A 15,670-nucleotide genomic window follows, 5' to 3' on the forward strand; every position below is an offset into this window, starting at 1 on the left:
TTCCCTCCGGGCGCATCACTACCAAAGCGGCAAGTCCCATCCCTCGTGGATGGGACTTTTTGTTACCCCAGGATTAAGTCGCCCCATCACTAGTCAGTACAGTCAGTGGTGCCCCTGACTAGAGTGCCCGCTGGCTCACCCAAGTTCTCTTCTCAGAAGCGATGCCGCAAAAAAAGAGCTTGGTGGCCATTTCCAAGCTCTTCGTTCGTCACTTAAATTAAATATAGATGATTGTCAGGCCACCCAGCGAGACACGTCCGGTAATGACGACCAGTGGGCCATCTGTTCCTACGGGTTCGCCTGTCGTCTCAATGGCTCCCAGGTTTGCATCCACATCCGTCTTAACGTTCCAGGAAGTTGGCAAGTACAATTGCACCCCACCCAGGTGAGCATCGATGTTAATCGTCGCCCCCTGGTCGCTCAGCGTCACGTCATCAAAGTATAGTTTGGCATCCCCCATGGAGACCTGAACATCCGCCCGTCGAAAATCGACCGACTGCAGGTAACGAATACTACTACTCATGCTGACATTGACCGTGATATCCGGATCGTTCAGCGTTTTCACGTCTTCTTCATAATGATGGGACCAGTCGCCGTGATGGTGGTGCGACCAATTTCCCTGCGTCTTCCAATTATAGCGGTACCAGCGCTTGGGCCGAATGATCAGTGACAACCCTAGCGACAACAAAACTGCCGCAATTAGAATTGTCCACGGAGCCAAGGCAACGATCCCCAGCGGCTTAGCAAAAATAATTGCTAGAAAAGCCAACGAGAATACCATCCCCCACACGGCTAGATGCATCAAGCTCTCAACGAACGCGGCGACCAGGAACACTCCGAGCAGCAACGTCCAGACACCTATGTGCGTGCTAAAGATACCCAACTGACTCGTCACGAGAACGACTGCCCCGAGTACCAGAAAGACACCCCAGAACCAATTTGCGCGTTTACGCATCATTCATTACCCCTTTTCCTCTAATGCACGTTTCAACGCTTGATAGTAGCGACGAGAAACGTAGAGTTGCTTGTGTGAATTTTGAAATTTAACCAGATTACCCGTAACTGATCGGGTCAGTGAGAAAACCTGCGTGCGATTGAGAATGGCCGACTTGGAAACGCGCATAAACTGCGGTGGCAAATCCGCCGCCAATTCATAGAGTCGCTGGCCTGTGGTATACATGGCCGTTGCGGTATGCACCGCCACCTGATGGTCACTCGCCTCAAAGAACAAGATGTCCGTCAGGTTAACGCGATAGTTCTCACCGTGCCAGCTGAACGTCAACTGCTGCGTCGTATCGGCCGCGTGAATCGCCGCGACTAGCTGATCGACCGCGGCCGTCCGCGCCGGTACCCGAATAGTGACCTCCGAATCGGATAATTCGGGATCAACCTCCACATGAATCTTCAAGTCGCCACCCCCTCTCGTCTCTATAAGTTAACCATAGGCTTACCTAAAAATAAATAGGTTAACCGTAAGTGGTCACTTTCTTGGCGTAACCGGTCATTTTGAGTGATAGAATACGTGACGTTTAGTCAAATTCTGGTATGATAGTTCTAGTCAAATGGTTGTGGGCGTGAATCCAGAGACGCCAAATCAAAGGTTAAAAGAACGAAGTCATATTGTTTGACCTACTTTGACCATAGCGGTACACTAACAACATGTTAGCAAAACGCTAGCCATTTCTACGTTAAATTAATAAGGGAGGCTATCTTGTCATGAATTTAGTACCTACAGTTATTGAACAATCATCCCGTGGCGAACGGGCCTATGATATCTATTCACGACTTTTAAAAGACCGGATCATTATGCTTTCCGGCCCAATCGAAGATGACATGGCAAACGCCATCATTGCACAATTGCTCTTCTTGGACGCCCAAGACTCCACCAAGGACATCTCACTTTACATCAACTCACCTGGTGGTGTGGTTTCTTCCGGCTTAGCCATTTACGATACCATGAACTTCATCCAATCCGACGTGCAAACGATCACGTTGGGGATGGCAGCTTCCATGGCTAGTGTCTTGGCTTCATCCGGGACTAAGGGCAAGCGGTTTGCCTTACCTCACGCCCAAGTCTTGATTCACCAACCATCCGGTGGTGCTCAAGGTCAACAGACTGAAATTGAGATTGCCGCTCGTGAAATCTTGAAGACGCGTGAATTGATCAACAAGATCTTGGCCGACAACTCTGGTCAACCTGTTGAACGGGTCAACAAGGATACTGAACGGGACAACTACTTGAGCGCTCAAGAAGCCGTTGATTATGGTTTAATCGACCACATCATGACGAACAGTAGCGAACAAAAGAAGTAAACGTGTTTCATAATCGCCTAACGACTCCGGTCGGTAGGCGATTTTTTTCCAATTAACCGTCGTCTCCACAATACAACAAAAATGGAAGTAACCGGCATCCATGCCCAGCTACTTCCATTTTAATTTGAATTTTTAATTGCACTACTCACAATACCAGATTAGGCCGAAGCCTCTTCGCGTAACTGCTTAGCGTAGTCGTTGATCTTTCGCAAGCGATGATTGATCCCGGACTTAGAGATTGGCCCACCAGGAACCAGATCGCCCAGTTCCTTCAGACTAACTTCCTTGTGTGCCAACCGCGTCTCAGCCACTTCACGCAGCTTTACTGGCAACTGACTCAAACCAACCGTGGACTCGATGAACTGGATGTTATCGATCTGCCGTGTTGAGGCGTTGGCTACCTTGTCCAAGTTAGCATTTTCGCAGTTAACTAGCCGGTTGACGGAGTTCCGCATATCCCGCATGATTCGAATGTCTTCGAATTTTAGCATGGACGTCGTGGCGCCAATCAGAGACAGGAAGTCTGCGATCTCCTCAGCACTCTTCAAATAGGTGATGTAACCACTCCGCCGCACAATGGTCCGCGCGTTCAGGTTATAGCGATTCATCATCTCGGCAATCATCTGGTTATGCTCTTCATATAGAGAGTAGATCTCCAAGTGATAACGACTGGTCTCGGGATTGTTGACCGAACCCCCAGCCAAGAAAGCGCCACGCAGGTACGACCGCACGGACATGTCGGAATCCAAAATTTCGGCCGGAACCGACTCCAATAGCTGCATACCGTCAAAGATACCCAAGTCGGACAAGACTTCCGTTACCCCCGTCTTGACCCGGACAATGTACAGATTGTTTTTCTTTAGCTTCATCTTGCGCCGCACGAGCAATTCACTTTCCAAATCATAGAACCGCTTAAGTAACTGGTACATCCGCCGGGCGATGGCAGGATTTTCCGTCTGAACGTTCAGTACGAAATGGTGGTTCGCTAACCCCAAGGCACCGTTCATCCGGATCAACGCAACCAGCTCGGCTTTGGCGTTCTCACGGTGGACCTCAAGGGTCGTTAATTCTTTCTTCACTTCACTGGCATACGACATTTCGTTAAAGCCTCCGTTTCATCCGATAACGTGGCTGGCCAATCAAGTTCAAGAGTTCATGAACGACCTCTTGCCCGTTGTGAAAAGCCCCGTTATCGCGTAATTCAAGAAAGTCCGTCGAGATGACCCGGCACCCCTGATCACGGAGTCCCTGGAAATCATGACGCACCGGCTGAGACATTTCATCCCAGCGCTGATAGTCAATGTACTGGTCAGGCACCTTGCGTGTGTTGACCAGTACGGTATCAATAAAGTTTTCGTTTAAGTGTTGATTCAAAACACGAACATGGTCAGCATCGGTAAAGTTCTCGGTTTCACCCTTCTGCGTCATGATATTGCAGATGTAGACGACTTCCGCTGGACTTTCCTTCACGGCTTTGCCCACACTTTCAATCATCAGGTTAGGGAGGATACTGGTAAACAGACTCCCAGGGCCCAACACAATCTGGTCGGCATCCATGATGGCGTCAATCACCTGCTGAACCGCATGCGGTTGATCGTGGTGATCACTGGTTTCCACCCACACCCGTTTGATTAGCTTGTGCGCCGCGGTGATCTCAGACTCCCCACTCAGCGTACTGCCATCGGCGAACTGCGCGTGCAATTCCAAGGGTTCGTTTGCGGCCGGATAGATGTGGCCGTTGACCCGCATCAGTTGGGAAAGCTCTTGGACAGCATCAAAAATACCGCCCCGCATTTCCGACAAGGCGGCAATGATTAGGTTTCCAATGGCATGGCCGGCAAAGAAATCATCAGTCGTTTCAAATCGGTATTGAAATAGTTCCTTATAAATGTTGGGAATCTCGGCAAGCGCCACCATGACGTTTCGAATATCTCCAGGCGGCACCACGTTCACGTAATGCCGAATGATGCCTGAAGAACCGCCGTCATCGGCAACCGTAACCACCGCGGTAATATCAACATCGCGGTCGCGCAGGTTGCTTAGGATGACTGGCAAACCAGTCCCCCCGCCAATGACCACAATCTTGGGCCGGCGGGTACGCAATGGATCTCTCATGATCGGTTAGCGGACTCCTTTCGCTTCTCAATGTCGCGATGGGTCATGTGAACTGGATACGTGTTTCCCAGCTCCCGACCAATACGCGTTGCCAAGGCAACGGAACGATGTTGACCGCCCGTACACCCTATCGCAATGGTAAGGTTAGCCTTACCTTCCTTTTTGTAGCCCGGCACGATGGTCGTGAGGAGCTTGATAAATTGTTCGTAGAATTCCTCGGTTTGTGGTTGCGCCATGACGTAATCGTAAACTTCCTGGTCCTTCCCCGTTAAATTCCGCAACGCCGGAATGTAGTACGGATTGGGTAGGAACCGGACGTCCATGACGATATCGGCATCGATGGGCAACCCATACTTAAAGCCAAACGACATGACCTCGATGTGAAAGACCTGTGCGGATTCGGTCTCGTAGTTATGGAAGATTTCTTCCCGCAACTTACGCGGACTCAGCGACGTCGTGTCAATAACGAGCTGGGCCGCCTGTCGAATTGGTGACAGCAGGCGCCGTTCACGCTGAATGCCCTCCATAACCCGACCATTTCTAGCCAGTGGATGGGAACGCCGGGTCTCCTTGTAACGGGAAACCAGCTCTTCATCGGACGCGTCCAGGAATAAGACCTGTGCGTTCATCGTACCGTGGACCGCCACATCGTTCAACATATTGACGATTTCATCGTAAAATGCCCGGGACCGTAAATCGATAACCAAGGCAATCTTCGAAAGCTTGCCAGATTCACGGACCAAATCCCAAAACTTGGGGAGTAACGAAGGCGGCATATTATCAATACAGAAATACCCCAAATCTTCAAAGCTCTGCATGGCGACGGTCTTCCCGGCACCACTCATCCCAGTTATGATGACTAAATGGATTTCATTTGTCATGGCTCTCCTCCAGCTTCTTTTAAAAACGTCTTTAAGCAGTATAACACACCGGGCGTGTCTTTTCCTAACAATTCCCTTAAATTCCGAAAAAGAGTGCCTAAACTGCGGTTAACTTTGCGCAATTAACAGTCCCAACCGCAAAATAGTCGCGTTAAACTTTCGGCTTTTATCAGCAGTCTCCAAAAAAGCAGCCGTCTTAACCTGAATTGGCCAAGACGACTGCTCTACGTTCAATTTAAGCGTGATAGTTTAACGGCTACGCGCGATGGAGATCCAGATGGCATTGACCCCAAAGATGGCGAAGAAAATGGCGATCAGCCCGTTCAGTGACAAGGCCGCTACGACGGGGTGAACGAATAACATGATCCCCACAACCAGAGCCAACACGTCAAAGATGATTGACAACCAGAAGTAAACGCCACCGAAGCTTCGCAGATGACTGGCAACCAGTAAACGTTCTAACGAATCAACAATAAACCACAGTGCGAATAGGTACCCCAGTGTCACGATGGCACTGTTCATATCGAAGAAGAAAACCACCGCAATTAGAATATCCAAGATTCCTAAAACTAACGCAAAGTTGGCCCGCAAACCGGTTGCCTCGTGCAGCTTACTGTAACCCGCAATCGTTGTCATCCCACTCAGCAGCGCCATAATGGCAAAGATGATGGCTAGACCAGTTAAACCTATTTTAGGTGAGCGAAAAAGTCCAAACGCAGCAACTAGGAATAAAATGCCGAGAACAAATTCGCTCCAGTCAAAGCCCCAACGGGTACGATTCAAATTAAACATTGTCTGTATCTCCTCACAACTTCGGTCAGGTGTTGACCGGTTTCCAACTATTGTACTGGTTTTCGGCAAGGTAAACAAGTTCACTTAACTAAAATAGGCGTTGAAACCGCCACGTGGCAGTCTCAACGCCCTAATTTACAATTTGTTAACACTGATTAAGCATCCGCTTCCGTCCGTGCCTTATCCCGTTCCAAAACGGGCTTCAGGTACTGACCGGTATAACTATTCTTCACTTCAGCCAACTCTTCGGGGGTCCCGGTAGCCACAACGTTTCCGCCGGCTTCTCCCCCCTCAGGACCAAGGTCAATCAAGTGGTCCGCCGTCTTGATCACATCGAGATTATGTTCAATAACCAAAACCGTGTTTCCTTTATCTACCAGGCGATGCAGCACCGTCAATAACCGTTTGATATCGTCAGTGTGCAACCCAGTAGTCGGTTCATCCAGAATGTAGAAGTTCTTCCCGTTCTGCTGCTTGTGCAGTTCGGAAGCTAACTTCATCCGCTGCGCTTCCCCACCAGATAAGGTCGTCGCAGGTTGGCCCAATTTTACGTAGCCCAATCCCACGTCCTGAATCGTCTGGAGCTTACGCGTAATCTTAGGAATGGCTTCGAAGAACTTCAGGGCTTCACTAACCGTCATGTCCAACACGTCGGCAATATTCTTCCCCTTGTATTCAACTTCCAGCGTTTCCGAGTTGTACCGCGTCCCGTGGCAGACTTCACACGGCACGTAGACGTCGGGCAAGAAGTTCATTTCGATCTTTAAGATACCATCCCCATGACAAGCCTCACAACGACCACCCTTAGTGTTAAAGCTAAAGCGGCCCTTCTGATACCCTCTGAGCTTGGCATCGTTGGTCTGTGCGAACAGCGTCCGAACGTCGTCAAAGACTCCGGTATAAGTGGCTGGGTTGCTCCGTGGTGTTCGGCCAATCGGACTTTGGTCAATATCGACCAGTCGTTCGATGTTCTTCACGCCAGCAATACTCTTGTATTTCCCAGGCTTTTCAGAATTACGATTCAACTTCTGCGCCAACGCTCGCTTTAAAATCGTGTTTACCAGCGTCGACTTCCCGGAACCAGAGACCCCGGTCACGACGACAAATTCACCCAGCGGAAAATCAACTGTGATGTCCTTCAGGTTATTCTCGGCGGCCCCGGTCACGCGGATAGTCTTTCCGTTACCGGTCCGACGTTCCAATGGCACGGGAATGTAGCGTTTGCCCGCTAGATACTGACCCGTCAAAGACTTTCGGGAACGCATGACCTGCTTAGGTGTTCCGGCGGCCATCACGTGGCCCCCATTTTCACCGGCACCCGGACCAATGTCCACGATGTAGTCGGCAGCGCGCATGGTGTCCTCATCATGCTCCACCACAATCAGGGTGTTCCCGAGATCACGCATTTGTTTCAATGAGGCAATCAACCGGTCGTTATCCCGCTGATGCAACCCGATTGAGGGTTCATCTAAGATGTAGAGCACACCCGACAAGTTAGAGCCAATCTGCGTGGCCAACCGAATCCGTTGGGCCTCCCCACCGGACAGGGTGCGGGCGGACCGACTCAATGTCAGGTAGTCCAGACCCACGTTCCGTAAGAAGGTCAACCGATCCCGAATTTCCTTCAAGATTGGTTGGGCGATCACTTGGTTCTGTTCGCCAAAGGTCAGATCCTTGAAGAAGGCCAGTTCCTTATCAACTGGCAAGTCAGATACGGCACCAATGTGTTGGTGATTGATCTGCACACTGAGGGCCTGCCGGTTCAACCGGTAGCCGTGACACGTCTGGCAGGTCAATTCAGCCATGTACTTACGCATGACGTCGCGCGTAAAGTCACTATTCGTTTCCTTGTAACGACGATCTACGTTAGGCACAACCCCTTCAAAGGCCACGTCGACGTCCCGAACCCCGCCAAAGTCATTCTCATAGTGGAAATGGAATTCTTTCCCATCAGATCCGTAAAGCACGAGCTGTTGATCGGCCTTCGATAGATCCTTGAACGGGGTATCCAAATCCACACCAAAGGCGTCACAAGCCTGTTCCAGCAAAGCTGGGTAGTATTGCGAACTGATTGGATTCCAAGGTGCTAAAGCCCCTTCACGCAACGTCTTCGTCTTGTCAGGCACGACAAGATCCAAGTCAACTTCCAGCTTGACGCCTAACCCATCACAGTCCGGGCAGGCCCCGAATGGTGCGTTAAAGGAGAACAACCGGGGTTCCAGCTCGCCCACTGTAAACCCACAGACGGGACAAGCGTAGTGTTCGGAAAAGATCAGAGGATCCCTACCGATCACATCAGCGATCGCATAGCCCCCACTCAACCGCAGTGCAGCTTCAAAAGAATCAAACAGTCGGGAACGAATGCCCGCCTTGACCACGATTCGGTCGATGACAATTGCAATATCATGATTCTGATTTTTATTTAATTCGGGTACATCGTCCAGATCCATGATGTCCCCGTCGACTCTGACGCGCACGAAGCCTTCACGCCGAATCTTTTCAAAGATTTTCTTGTGTTGGCCCTTCTTAGCCCGCACGATGGGCGACAGGACCTGGAGCTTCGTCCGTTCAGGAAGATCCAGCACCTGACCGACCATCTGTTCAACACTTTGGCTAGTGATCTTCGTGCCATCATTCGGACAGATGGGGGTCCCGACCCGCGCCCATAACAGCCGCAAGTAGTCATTGATTTCAGTAACGGTTCCCACCGTTGAACGGGGGTTCTTCGAGGTGGTCTTCTGATCGATTGAAATAGCTGGACTGAGCCCGTCGATGGAATCCACGTCAGGCTTGTCCATTTGTCCTAAGAACTGACGCGCATACGACGACAGGCTTTCCACGTAGCGGCGCTGACCTTCAGCGTACAACGTGTCAAAGGCCAGGGAACTTTTCCCCGAGCCGGACAAGCCACTGATAACGACCAGTTTATTCTTCGGAATAGTGACGTCGATGTCCTTTAAGTTATGCGCTCTGGCACCATGAATCACGATTTTATCGTTTAACACTTAACATTCTCCTTACTCGACCTAATCGCCGATCTCGGTCTTCATATCCATGACGGTATCCCGCAACGAAGCGGCCTGTTCAAAGTCCAGCTTCTTAGCGGCGGCCCGCATCTCGTCTTCCAACCGAGAGATTAACTTGCGTTGGTCATCCTTGGACATATCTTCAAAGTCACTCGAAACGAAGTCATCTTTTTCGCCCTCGTGATCATTCTTTTTCGTCACCGCAATCAAGTCACGGATTGGCTTAATAATTGTTGTTGGGGTAATGCCATGCTTCTTGTTATAAGCAATCTGCACCTTCCGCCGACGAGCCGTCTCGTCCATTGCGGCCTGCATCGACGCCGTCACGGAATCAGCATACATGATAACTGACCCGTGAGAGTTCCGGGCCGCCCGACCAATCGTCTGAATCAACGACCGTTCGTTACGCAAGAACCCTTCCTTATCGGCATCTAAAATTGCCACCAGGGAAACTTCAGGAATATCGATCCCTTCCCGCAACAGATTGATTCCGACTAAAACGTCATATTTACCCAGCCGAAGATCCCGCATAATCTGCGTTCGTTCCAGCGTCTTGATATCGGAATGCAGGTAGGCCACCTTGATGCCTAAGTCCTTCAGATAGTCGGTTAAATCTTCTGACATCTTCTTGGTCAACGTCGTCACAAACGTCCGCTCGTTGGCTTCAACCCGCTTGTTGATTTCTCCCACGAGATCGTCCATCTGACCCATGATTGGCCGGACATCGATCGTCGGGTCAAGCAAGCCGGTTGGCCGAATGATCTGCTGAACGACGTGGTCAGTCTGCTCGTGCTCGTAATCACCGGGCGTGGCGGACATGTAGATCACCTGATTGATGTGTTGCTCAACCTCAGACAGTTTGAGAGGCCGGTTATCCAGCGCGCTAGGCAGCCGGAAACCGTAGTCAACCAGTTGCTGCTTCCGCGCACGGTCCCCGTTATACATTCCGCGAACTTGTGGCATCGTCACGTGAGACTCATCGACCACGAGTAGGAAGTCCTTAGGGAAGAAATCTAACAGCGTGTATGGTGGCTCGCCAGCCTTACGACCGTCCATCCAGCGCGAATAGTTTTCGATTCCACTGGTGTAGCCCATTTCGCGCATCATTTCTAGATCATAGGTCGTCCGTTGCTTGAGCCGTTGTGCTTCTAGTAGCTTACTCTGACCCTCTAACTCGGCAACCCGATCCTTCATTTCGCCTTCGATGCCCGCCGTAGCCTTGGCCATGATATCATCATTCGTCATAAAGTGGGTCGCTGGGAAGATGGCTACGTGTTCACGATCCGCAACGATTTCCCCGGTCAGCGAGTCGACTTCACGAATCCGATCAATCTCGTCGCCAAAGAATTCGACCCGCAACGCCCGATCATCACGCGACGCCGGGAAGATTTCGATCACGTCACCGTGGACCCGGAACCGGCCCCGCTGAAAATCATAATCGTTCCGTTCAAATTGAATGTTTACTAATTTGCGAAGTAAAGCGTCCCGCTCGATCTCTTGGCCCACGCGCAGTGAAACCACGTGGTTCTTATACTCGGTTGGGTCCCCCAAACCGAAGATGGAGGACACGGAAGCCACGACGATGACGTCGTTTCGCTCCAGCAGCGAACTCGTTGCCGAGTGCCGAAGCTTATCAATTTCATCGTTGATCGACGAATCCTTTTCAATGTAAGTGTCACTCGAAGGCACGTAAGCTTCCGGTTGGTAATAATCATAATAACTGACAAAGTATTCCACCGCATTATTGGGGAAGAACTCCTTAAATTCCCCATAAAGCTGGCCCGCCAACGTTTTGTTGTGGGACAGAACCAGCGTGGGCTTATTCACATTCTTAATCACATTAGAAATCGTAAACGTCTTCCCGGTCCCAGTAGCTCCCAGTAAAATTTGCGCCTTCTCGTGTTCATTGAGTCCCTTAGTCAGCTGTGCAATTGCCTCTGGCTGGTCACCAGTAGGCTGGTACTTCGAAACCAGGTCAAACTTACGGTCCGATTGTCGATCAATCATGGCATAACCTCCCTACCAAATCTCTAGTTTACTTTAATTTACCGTCAAATTCCGACTCAAAACAGCCGTCTGTTCGTCAGCGAAAAACTGCTTAACGTCCATAATAATTATATGGCAGATACAGCTACTAATTCCCGGCACATCAGCGTTTGACAGTATAAAAATATTTTTAATCATCAGAAAAGATGGGAAACAATCCGTTTCCCATCATGCTCAAATATTTTACCATACCGAACATACTTTCGCCAGCTTGACGCTCTATGCTCAGAACTTATCCTGATAAATGGTCACGTTGGCCGCACGTTCACCACGAATGACCGTCGTCGTATGAATAGGCTGAAGTTGTTGGCTTTCCCAGAACTGCTTCATTTGCCGGTCACCCATGAAGACGCTGAGCTGTAATTGAACCGCCCCAGCCGCTCGCAATGTCGCCACTAAGCTGTGATAGTAGTCGGCTGCTTGCTCGGTCGTTAACTGTTTATCGGTCAGCCACATTCCCAGCCAAACCAGACTAGGCAACGGATAATCAATGATCAAATCTACCAGAACTACCAGCTGATCATCCTTAAAAATACCCAAATAGGCTTTTTGATCTGGCATCGCATTCATGGGAACATCGGTCACGTCCTGAATCGCTTCGTTCCGGGTCACCGGGTGATCCTGAAAATGATTAAAATAATCGGGATGGGCCGCCTGGAACTTATAAATTAAATCGTCATCAGCGTGAGTCAACGGCCGCACCGTGGCTCCCGTAATCATTTGATTCCATACTTCAGCTAATTTCATGCTTAATCTCCCTGCTTCAACAAATTATCCGTCAACGTGGCCAGCTTCTGGCGGTCACTAAAGTCCGCCGCCAGCATTTCTGGTAGGACTTCCGCTAAGAAATACTGCACGCAGGCCATCTGCTTAAATTTCAAAATCGTCGTTAAACTTTCCCGGTAGATCTCAGTAAAGACGGGTTCCGGATTTCCCTTTTGAATTTCACCAAACGATTCATAAAGTAGGTCCACCTTATCGGCCACAGAAAGGATCTGCCCCTCCAAGGTATCGTCCTTCCCCTCACCCAAGCGTCGGGTGTAGGCCGTCTGGAACTGCTTCGGAATTTCATTTTCAATAAAGTTCGCGGTCAATGACGACTCCACATCGGCCAACATTTGCCGCAACTGGGGGGTGGCGTACTTCACGGGCGTCTTGATATCACCGATAAATCGCTCCGTGTAGTCGTGATTCAAGGACTTCTCGTAGAGTAACCGCCAGTTTACTTCATGCCCAGCCTGCTCCTCAACATCACCTAGAAACTGAGCGACCTCGGCTACTTTAAACGAGTGGGCCGCCACAGAATGTTGCTCAAATTTAAAATACCCCGGTGCGCGATCGATTGTTTCCAGGTCACTCAAGCTCTGTAAGAATTGATTCATCCCCATGTTTTAACACTCCTCTATTTTATTTTCCATATATGTACAGTGGAACCAGCCGCCCTCGACGATACCGATTCTCACCCTGATGGACAACTAAACCTTCAAAAAAAGCGGAAACCACCCCAGTGAGGTTGTTCCCGCTAAATCGTCCATTATTTGGCGGAAGCCGCCTTAGCCTTCAAGTCTTCCAGAAAACTGAAAGCTTCTTGGCCAGCAATCCCACCGTCCCCAACGGCAGTCGTAATCTGCCGCAAGGTCTTTTGGCGAACGTCACCAATAGCGAAGATGCCGGGAACGGCTGTGGCCATCTGGTCATCAGTCTTGATCCAGCCCTTGTCATCAGTAATGCCCAAGTCAGTGAAGGCGTCGGTCATTGGTAAGTTCCCCACGTAAATGAAGACCCCACTTGCCGCAATCTCACCGGTCTCGCCAGTTTGGTTGTTCTTCGTGGCCACACCGGTCACCTTCATCTCGTCACCTAAAACTTCAGTAACGTTGGTGTTCCAAACAAATTCAATCTTATCGTTTGCAAGTGCCCGGTCCTGAATGACCTTTTGGGCCCGCAATTGGTCGCGCCGAACCACAACCGTTACCTTAGAAACGATTCCTGCCAGGTAGATACTTTCTTCAACGGCTGAGTCACCACCGCCGACAACAACGACTTCACGGTTCTTAAAGAACGCACCATCGCAGACCGCGCAGTAAGACACACCACGACCACCAAATTCATTTTCGCCAGGAACGCCTAATTTCTTATATTCGGAACCAGACGCAATCAGTATGGCACCGGCACTGTAATCACCATCATCGGTCTTGACGACCTTGTGATCACCGTGATCTTCGATGCTTTCCACGTTACCATACGCAAATTCTGCGCCGAATTGCGTGGACCCATCGTACATATCCTTAGCCAAGTCTGGTCCAAGGACGGACTTGAAGCCCGGGTAGTTTTCGATGGCTGCCGTATTGTTCATTTGACCGCCGTAAATTCCGCGATCCAACATCAAGACGGACAGGTTAGCCCGTGAGGCGTATAACGCACCAGTCATACCACCAGGACCCGCACCAATCACAATAACATCATAGTTTTTCATTTTAACGCTCCCTTCTGCTCTTAGCCTTTAGTGTACTTTACTATCAAAAAGGAAGTTTGTCACCTATTTTGACTTATTGCCCTTTTCATCTTCAGCGGTGAGCTTAGCACCCATCTCTTCAATGTACTTCCGTAAGGGTTCTTTCGTTTCTGGGTGACGCAGGCCGTATTCAATGTTCGTCTGCAACCAGCCAAACTTATTGCCGACATCGTAACGCTTACCCGTATATTCGTGGGCAAAGACGCGCTGAGTCTTGTTTAAATTATCAATGGCATCCGTCAGTTGAAGTTCGTTACCCAAACCGACTGGCGTGTTCTCCAGCGCTTCGAAGATCTCTGGCGTGAAGAGGTACCGCCCGATGATGGCCAAGTCACTTGGTGCTTCATCGGGTTGTGGCTTTTCAACGAAGTTCGTGACGTTATACAGCCCCGGTGCCGTTTCTTCGGACGGGTTAATGACCCCATACTTAGCGGTCTCTTCGTGAGGCACCCGCATCACTGCTAAGGTTGAGGCGCCAGTTTCGTTGTACCGGTCGATCAACTGCTTGGTCAACGGAACCTTGCTATCCGTCATGTCATCACCCAGCATCACCACGAACGGTTCGTCACCGATGAAGGCCTTCGCCGTTAACACAGCGTCCCCCAGGCCACGTGGATAGGGTTGCCGAATGAAATACAGATTCATTCCAGTCGTTTCTTGCACTTGACGCAGCATCTTTTCCTTGTGCTTAGCTTCCAGGTTGGCTTCCAATTCTGGATTGGAATCAAAGTGGTCTTCGATGGACCGCTTCGACTTCCCATCAACGATAACGATATCTTCGATGCCGGACTTCCGGGCTTCTTCGACAATAAACTGAATCGTTGGTTTGTCCACGATTGGTAACATTTCCTTGGCTAAAGCCTTGGTTGCTGGCAGGAAACGGGTTCCTAAACCGGCGGCTGGAATGACTGCTTTTCTAACTTTTCGCATAATTCTTATTCCTCCTGTATCCCCTGTAATTAAAATTCCGAACGGCCTTCACGTTGCATCAAGTCTGAAATTGCCTTACGGATGTCCTTACCTTCATAAAGCACTTGGTAAATGGCTTCGGTAATTGGCATCGAAACGCCGCGCTTCTTAGAAAGTTCATAAGCGGCTTTCGTCGTTGCCAACCCTTCAATGACCATTCCCATGTGGTTAATCACGTCGTCAAGGGCTTCGCCGCGACCCAATTCATCGCCGGCCCGCCAGTTCCGTGAGTTGGAACTCGTTGCGGTTACAATGATATCACCGACACCGGATAACCCGATGAAGGTCATTGGATCGGCACCAAATGACGTCCCCAAACGTGAAATTTCGGCCAATCCCCGGGTCATTAAGGCAGCCTTAGCGTTGTCGCCGTAGCCCAGCCCGTGTAAGGCACCGGCACCTAAAGCAATGATATTCTTTAGTGCCGCGCCAATTTCAACCCCAATGATGTCAGGGTTGGTGTAAACCCGGAAGTAAGTCGTCATAAATAACTGTTGCGTATGCTTGGCAGCATCTAAACTTTCACTCGCAGCCGTAACCAGCGTTAAATCATGCCGAGCAACATCTTCGGCGTGACTAGGCCCAGATAAGACCGTGATTGACTTGCGGTTAGCTGCTGGAATCTCTTCCGCCAAAACCTGTGAGATTCGTTTGTAGGTCTTCTGTTCGATCCCCTTGCTGGCATGAATCAAGGCTGGCTGATTTTTTGTCTTTTGTAGGATCGTGGCCACTTGTCCAGCAACGGAACGTACGGCCTTGGTTGGGACAACAAACAGGATCGTTTGCACCCCATCCAAAGCACTTGCCAAGTCAGAGTAGGCTACTAACGAGGGAGAAAACTTAAAATTCTTGATATAGTGCGCGTTCGTGTGTTCCGTGTTCAATTCCTCAACTTGCTTGGGATTGTACGACCAAAGCCGAACGTCATGCCCATTTTCATCCAAGACGCTCGCTAAGATTGATCCCCATGAACCGGCACCGAGTACTGCAATTTTCTCTGACATAGTAATGGA

General features: G+C 50.0%; 14 protein-coding genes. 1 reads left to right on the forward strand and 13 read right to left on the reverse strand.

Annotated elements, in window-relative coordinates; all coding sequences use genetic code 11:
- Window positions 1-217: 217 nt before the first annotated feature.
- Together FD07_RS01630 and FD07_RS01635 are read right to left on the reverse strand one after the other, a co-directional pair.
- The gene (locus FD07_RS01630; RefSeq protein WP_020088220.1) at window positions 218-955 is read right to left on the reverse strand and encodes a LiaF transmembrane domain-containing protein; all 738 of its coding nucleotides are present in this window, start codon (window positions 953-955) and stop codon (window positions 218-220) included.
- A gap of 6 nt (window positions 956-961) precedes the next feature.
- Window positions 962-1,408 (reverse strand): LytTR family DNA-binding domain-containing protein, encoded by a 447-nt coding sequence (locus FD07_RS01635; RefSeq protein WP_020088219.1) that lies wholly within the window; start codon window positions 1,406-1,408, stop codon window positions 962-964.
- 308 nt (window positions 1,409-1,716) lie between these two features.
- Between FD07_RS01635 and clpP the strand changes: the two genes are divergently transcribed.
- Entirely contained in the window at window positions 1,717-2,313 is a 597-nt protein-coding gene (gene clpP, locus FD07_RS01640; RefSeq protein WP_020088218.1) for an ATP-dependent Clp endopeptidase proteolytic subunit ClpP, read from the forward strand.
- 158 nt (window positions 2,314-2,471) lie between these two features.
- On the opposite strand, the gene whiA is transcribed toward clpP, so the two are convergent.
- The 11 genes from whiA to FD07_RS01695 form a co-directional block, all read right to left on the reverse strand.
- A complete protein-coding gene (gene whiA, locus FD07_RS01645; protein WP_020088217.1) occupies window positions 2,472-3,410 on the reverse strand; it encodes a DNA-binding protein WhiA in 939 nt (312 codons plus the stop codon).
- 4 nt (window positions 3,411-3,414) lie between these two features.
- Window positions 3,415-4,428 carry a gluconeogenesis factor YvcK family protein gene (locus tag FD07_RS01650; protein WP_020088216.1) on the reverse strand — a complete coding sequence of 338 codons (1,014 nt, stop codon included), beginning with the start codon at window positions 4,426-4,428 and terminating at the stop codon, window positions 3,415-3,417.
- A complete protein-coding gene (gene rapZ, locus FD07_RS01655; protein WP_020088215.1) occupies window positions 4,425-5,309 on the reverse strand; it encodes an RNase adapter RapZ in 885 nt (294 codons plus the stop codon). The genes FD07_RS01650 and rapZ overlap by 4 nt, the downstream gene beginning before the upstream one ends.
- Window positions 5,310-5,558: 249 nt before the next feature.
- The gene (locus tag FD07_RS01660) at window positions 5,559-6,101 is read right to left on the reverse strand and encodes an HdeD family acid-resistance protein (RefSeq protein WP_020088214.1); all 543 of its coding nucleotides are present in this window, start codon (window positions 6,099-6,101) and stop codon (window positions 5,559-5,561) included.
- 155 nt (window positions 6,102-6,256) lie between these two features.
- Window positions 6,257-9,106: an excinuclease ABC subunit UvrA gene (gene uvrA / locus FD07_RS01665; RefSeq protein ID WP_020088213.1), complete on the reverse strand. Its 2,850-nt coding sequence runs from the start codon at window positions 9,104-9,106 to the stop codon at window positions 6,257-6,259.
- Between the two features lie 21 nt (window positions 9,107-9,127).
- The gene (gene uvrB, locus FD07_RS01670) at window positions 9,128-11,134 is read right to left on the reverse strand and encodes an excinuclease ABC subunit UvrB (protein ID WP_020088212.1); all 2,007 of its coding nucleotides are present in this window, start codon (window positions 11,132-11,134) and stop codon (window positions 9,128-9,130) included.
- Window positions 11,135-11,398: 264 nt separating this feature from the next.
- Entirely contained in the window at window positions 11,399-11,920 is a 522-nt protein-coding gene (locus tag FD07_RS01675; RefSeq protein ID WP_020088211.1) for a hypothetical protein, read from the reverse strand.
- Window positions 11,921-11,922: 2 nt separating this feature from the next.
- On the reverse strand, window positions 11,923-12,561 hold the full coding sequence (locus FD07_RS01680) for a YfbR-like 5'-deoxynucleotidase (RefSeq protein ID WP_020088210.1): 639 nt from the start codon (window positions 12,559-12,561) through the stop codon (window positions 11,923-11,925).
- 146 nt (window positions 12,562-12,707) lie between these two features.
- Window positions 12,708-13,649: a thioredoxin-disulfide reductase gene (gene trxB / locus FD07_RS01685; RefSeq protein ID WP_020088209.1), complete on the reverse strand. Its 942-nt coding sequence runs from the start codon at window positions 13,647-13,649 to the stop codon at window positions 12,708-12,710.
- 63 nt (window positions 13,650-13,712) lie between these two features.
- Window positions 13,713-14,618, reverse strand: coding sequence for a UTP--glucose-1-phosphate uridylyltransferase GalU (gene galU / locus FD07_RS01690; RefSeq protein ID WP_020088208.1), 906 nt, complete (start codon window positions 14,616-14,618; stop codon window positions 13,713-13,715).
- Window positions 14,619-14,647: 29 nt separating this feature from the next.
- Window positions 14,648-15,661, reverse strand: coding sequence for an NAD(P)H-dependent glycerol-3-phosphate dehydrogenase (locus FD07_RS01695; protein WP_020088207.1), 1,014 nt, complete (start codon window positions 15,659-15,661; stop codon window positions 14,648-14,650).
- Between the last annotated feature and the right edge of the window lie 9 nt (window positions 15,662-15,670).

The sequence above is a fragment of the Levilactobacillus parabrevis ATCC 53295 genome (assembly GCF_001434055.1).
GTDB classification, from domain to species: Bacteria; Bacillota; Bacilli; order Lactobacillales; family Lactobacillaceae; genus Levilactobacillus; species Levilactobacillus parabrevis.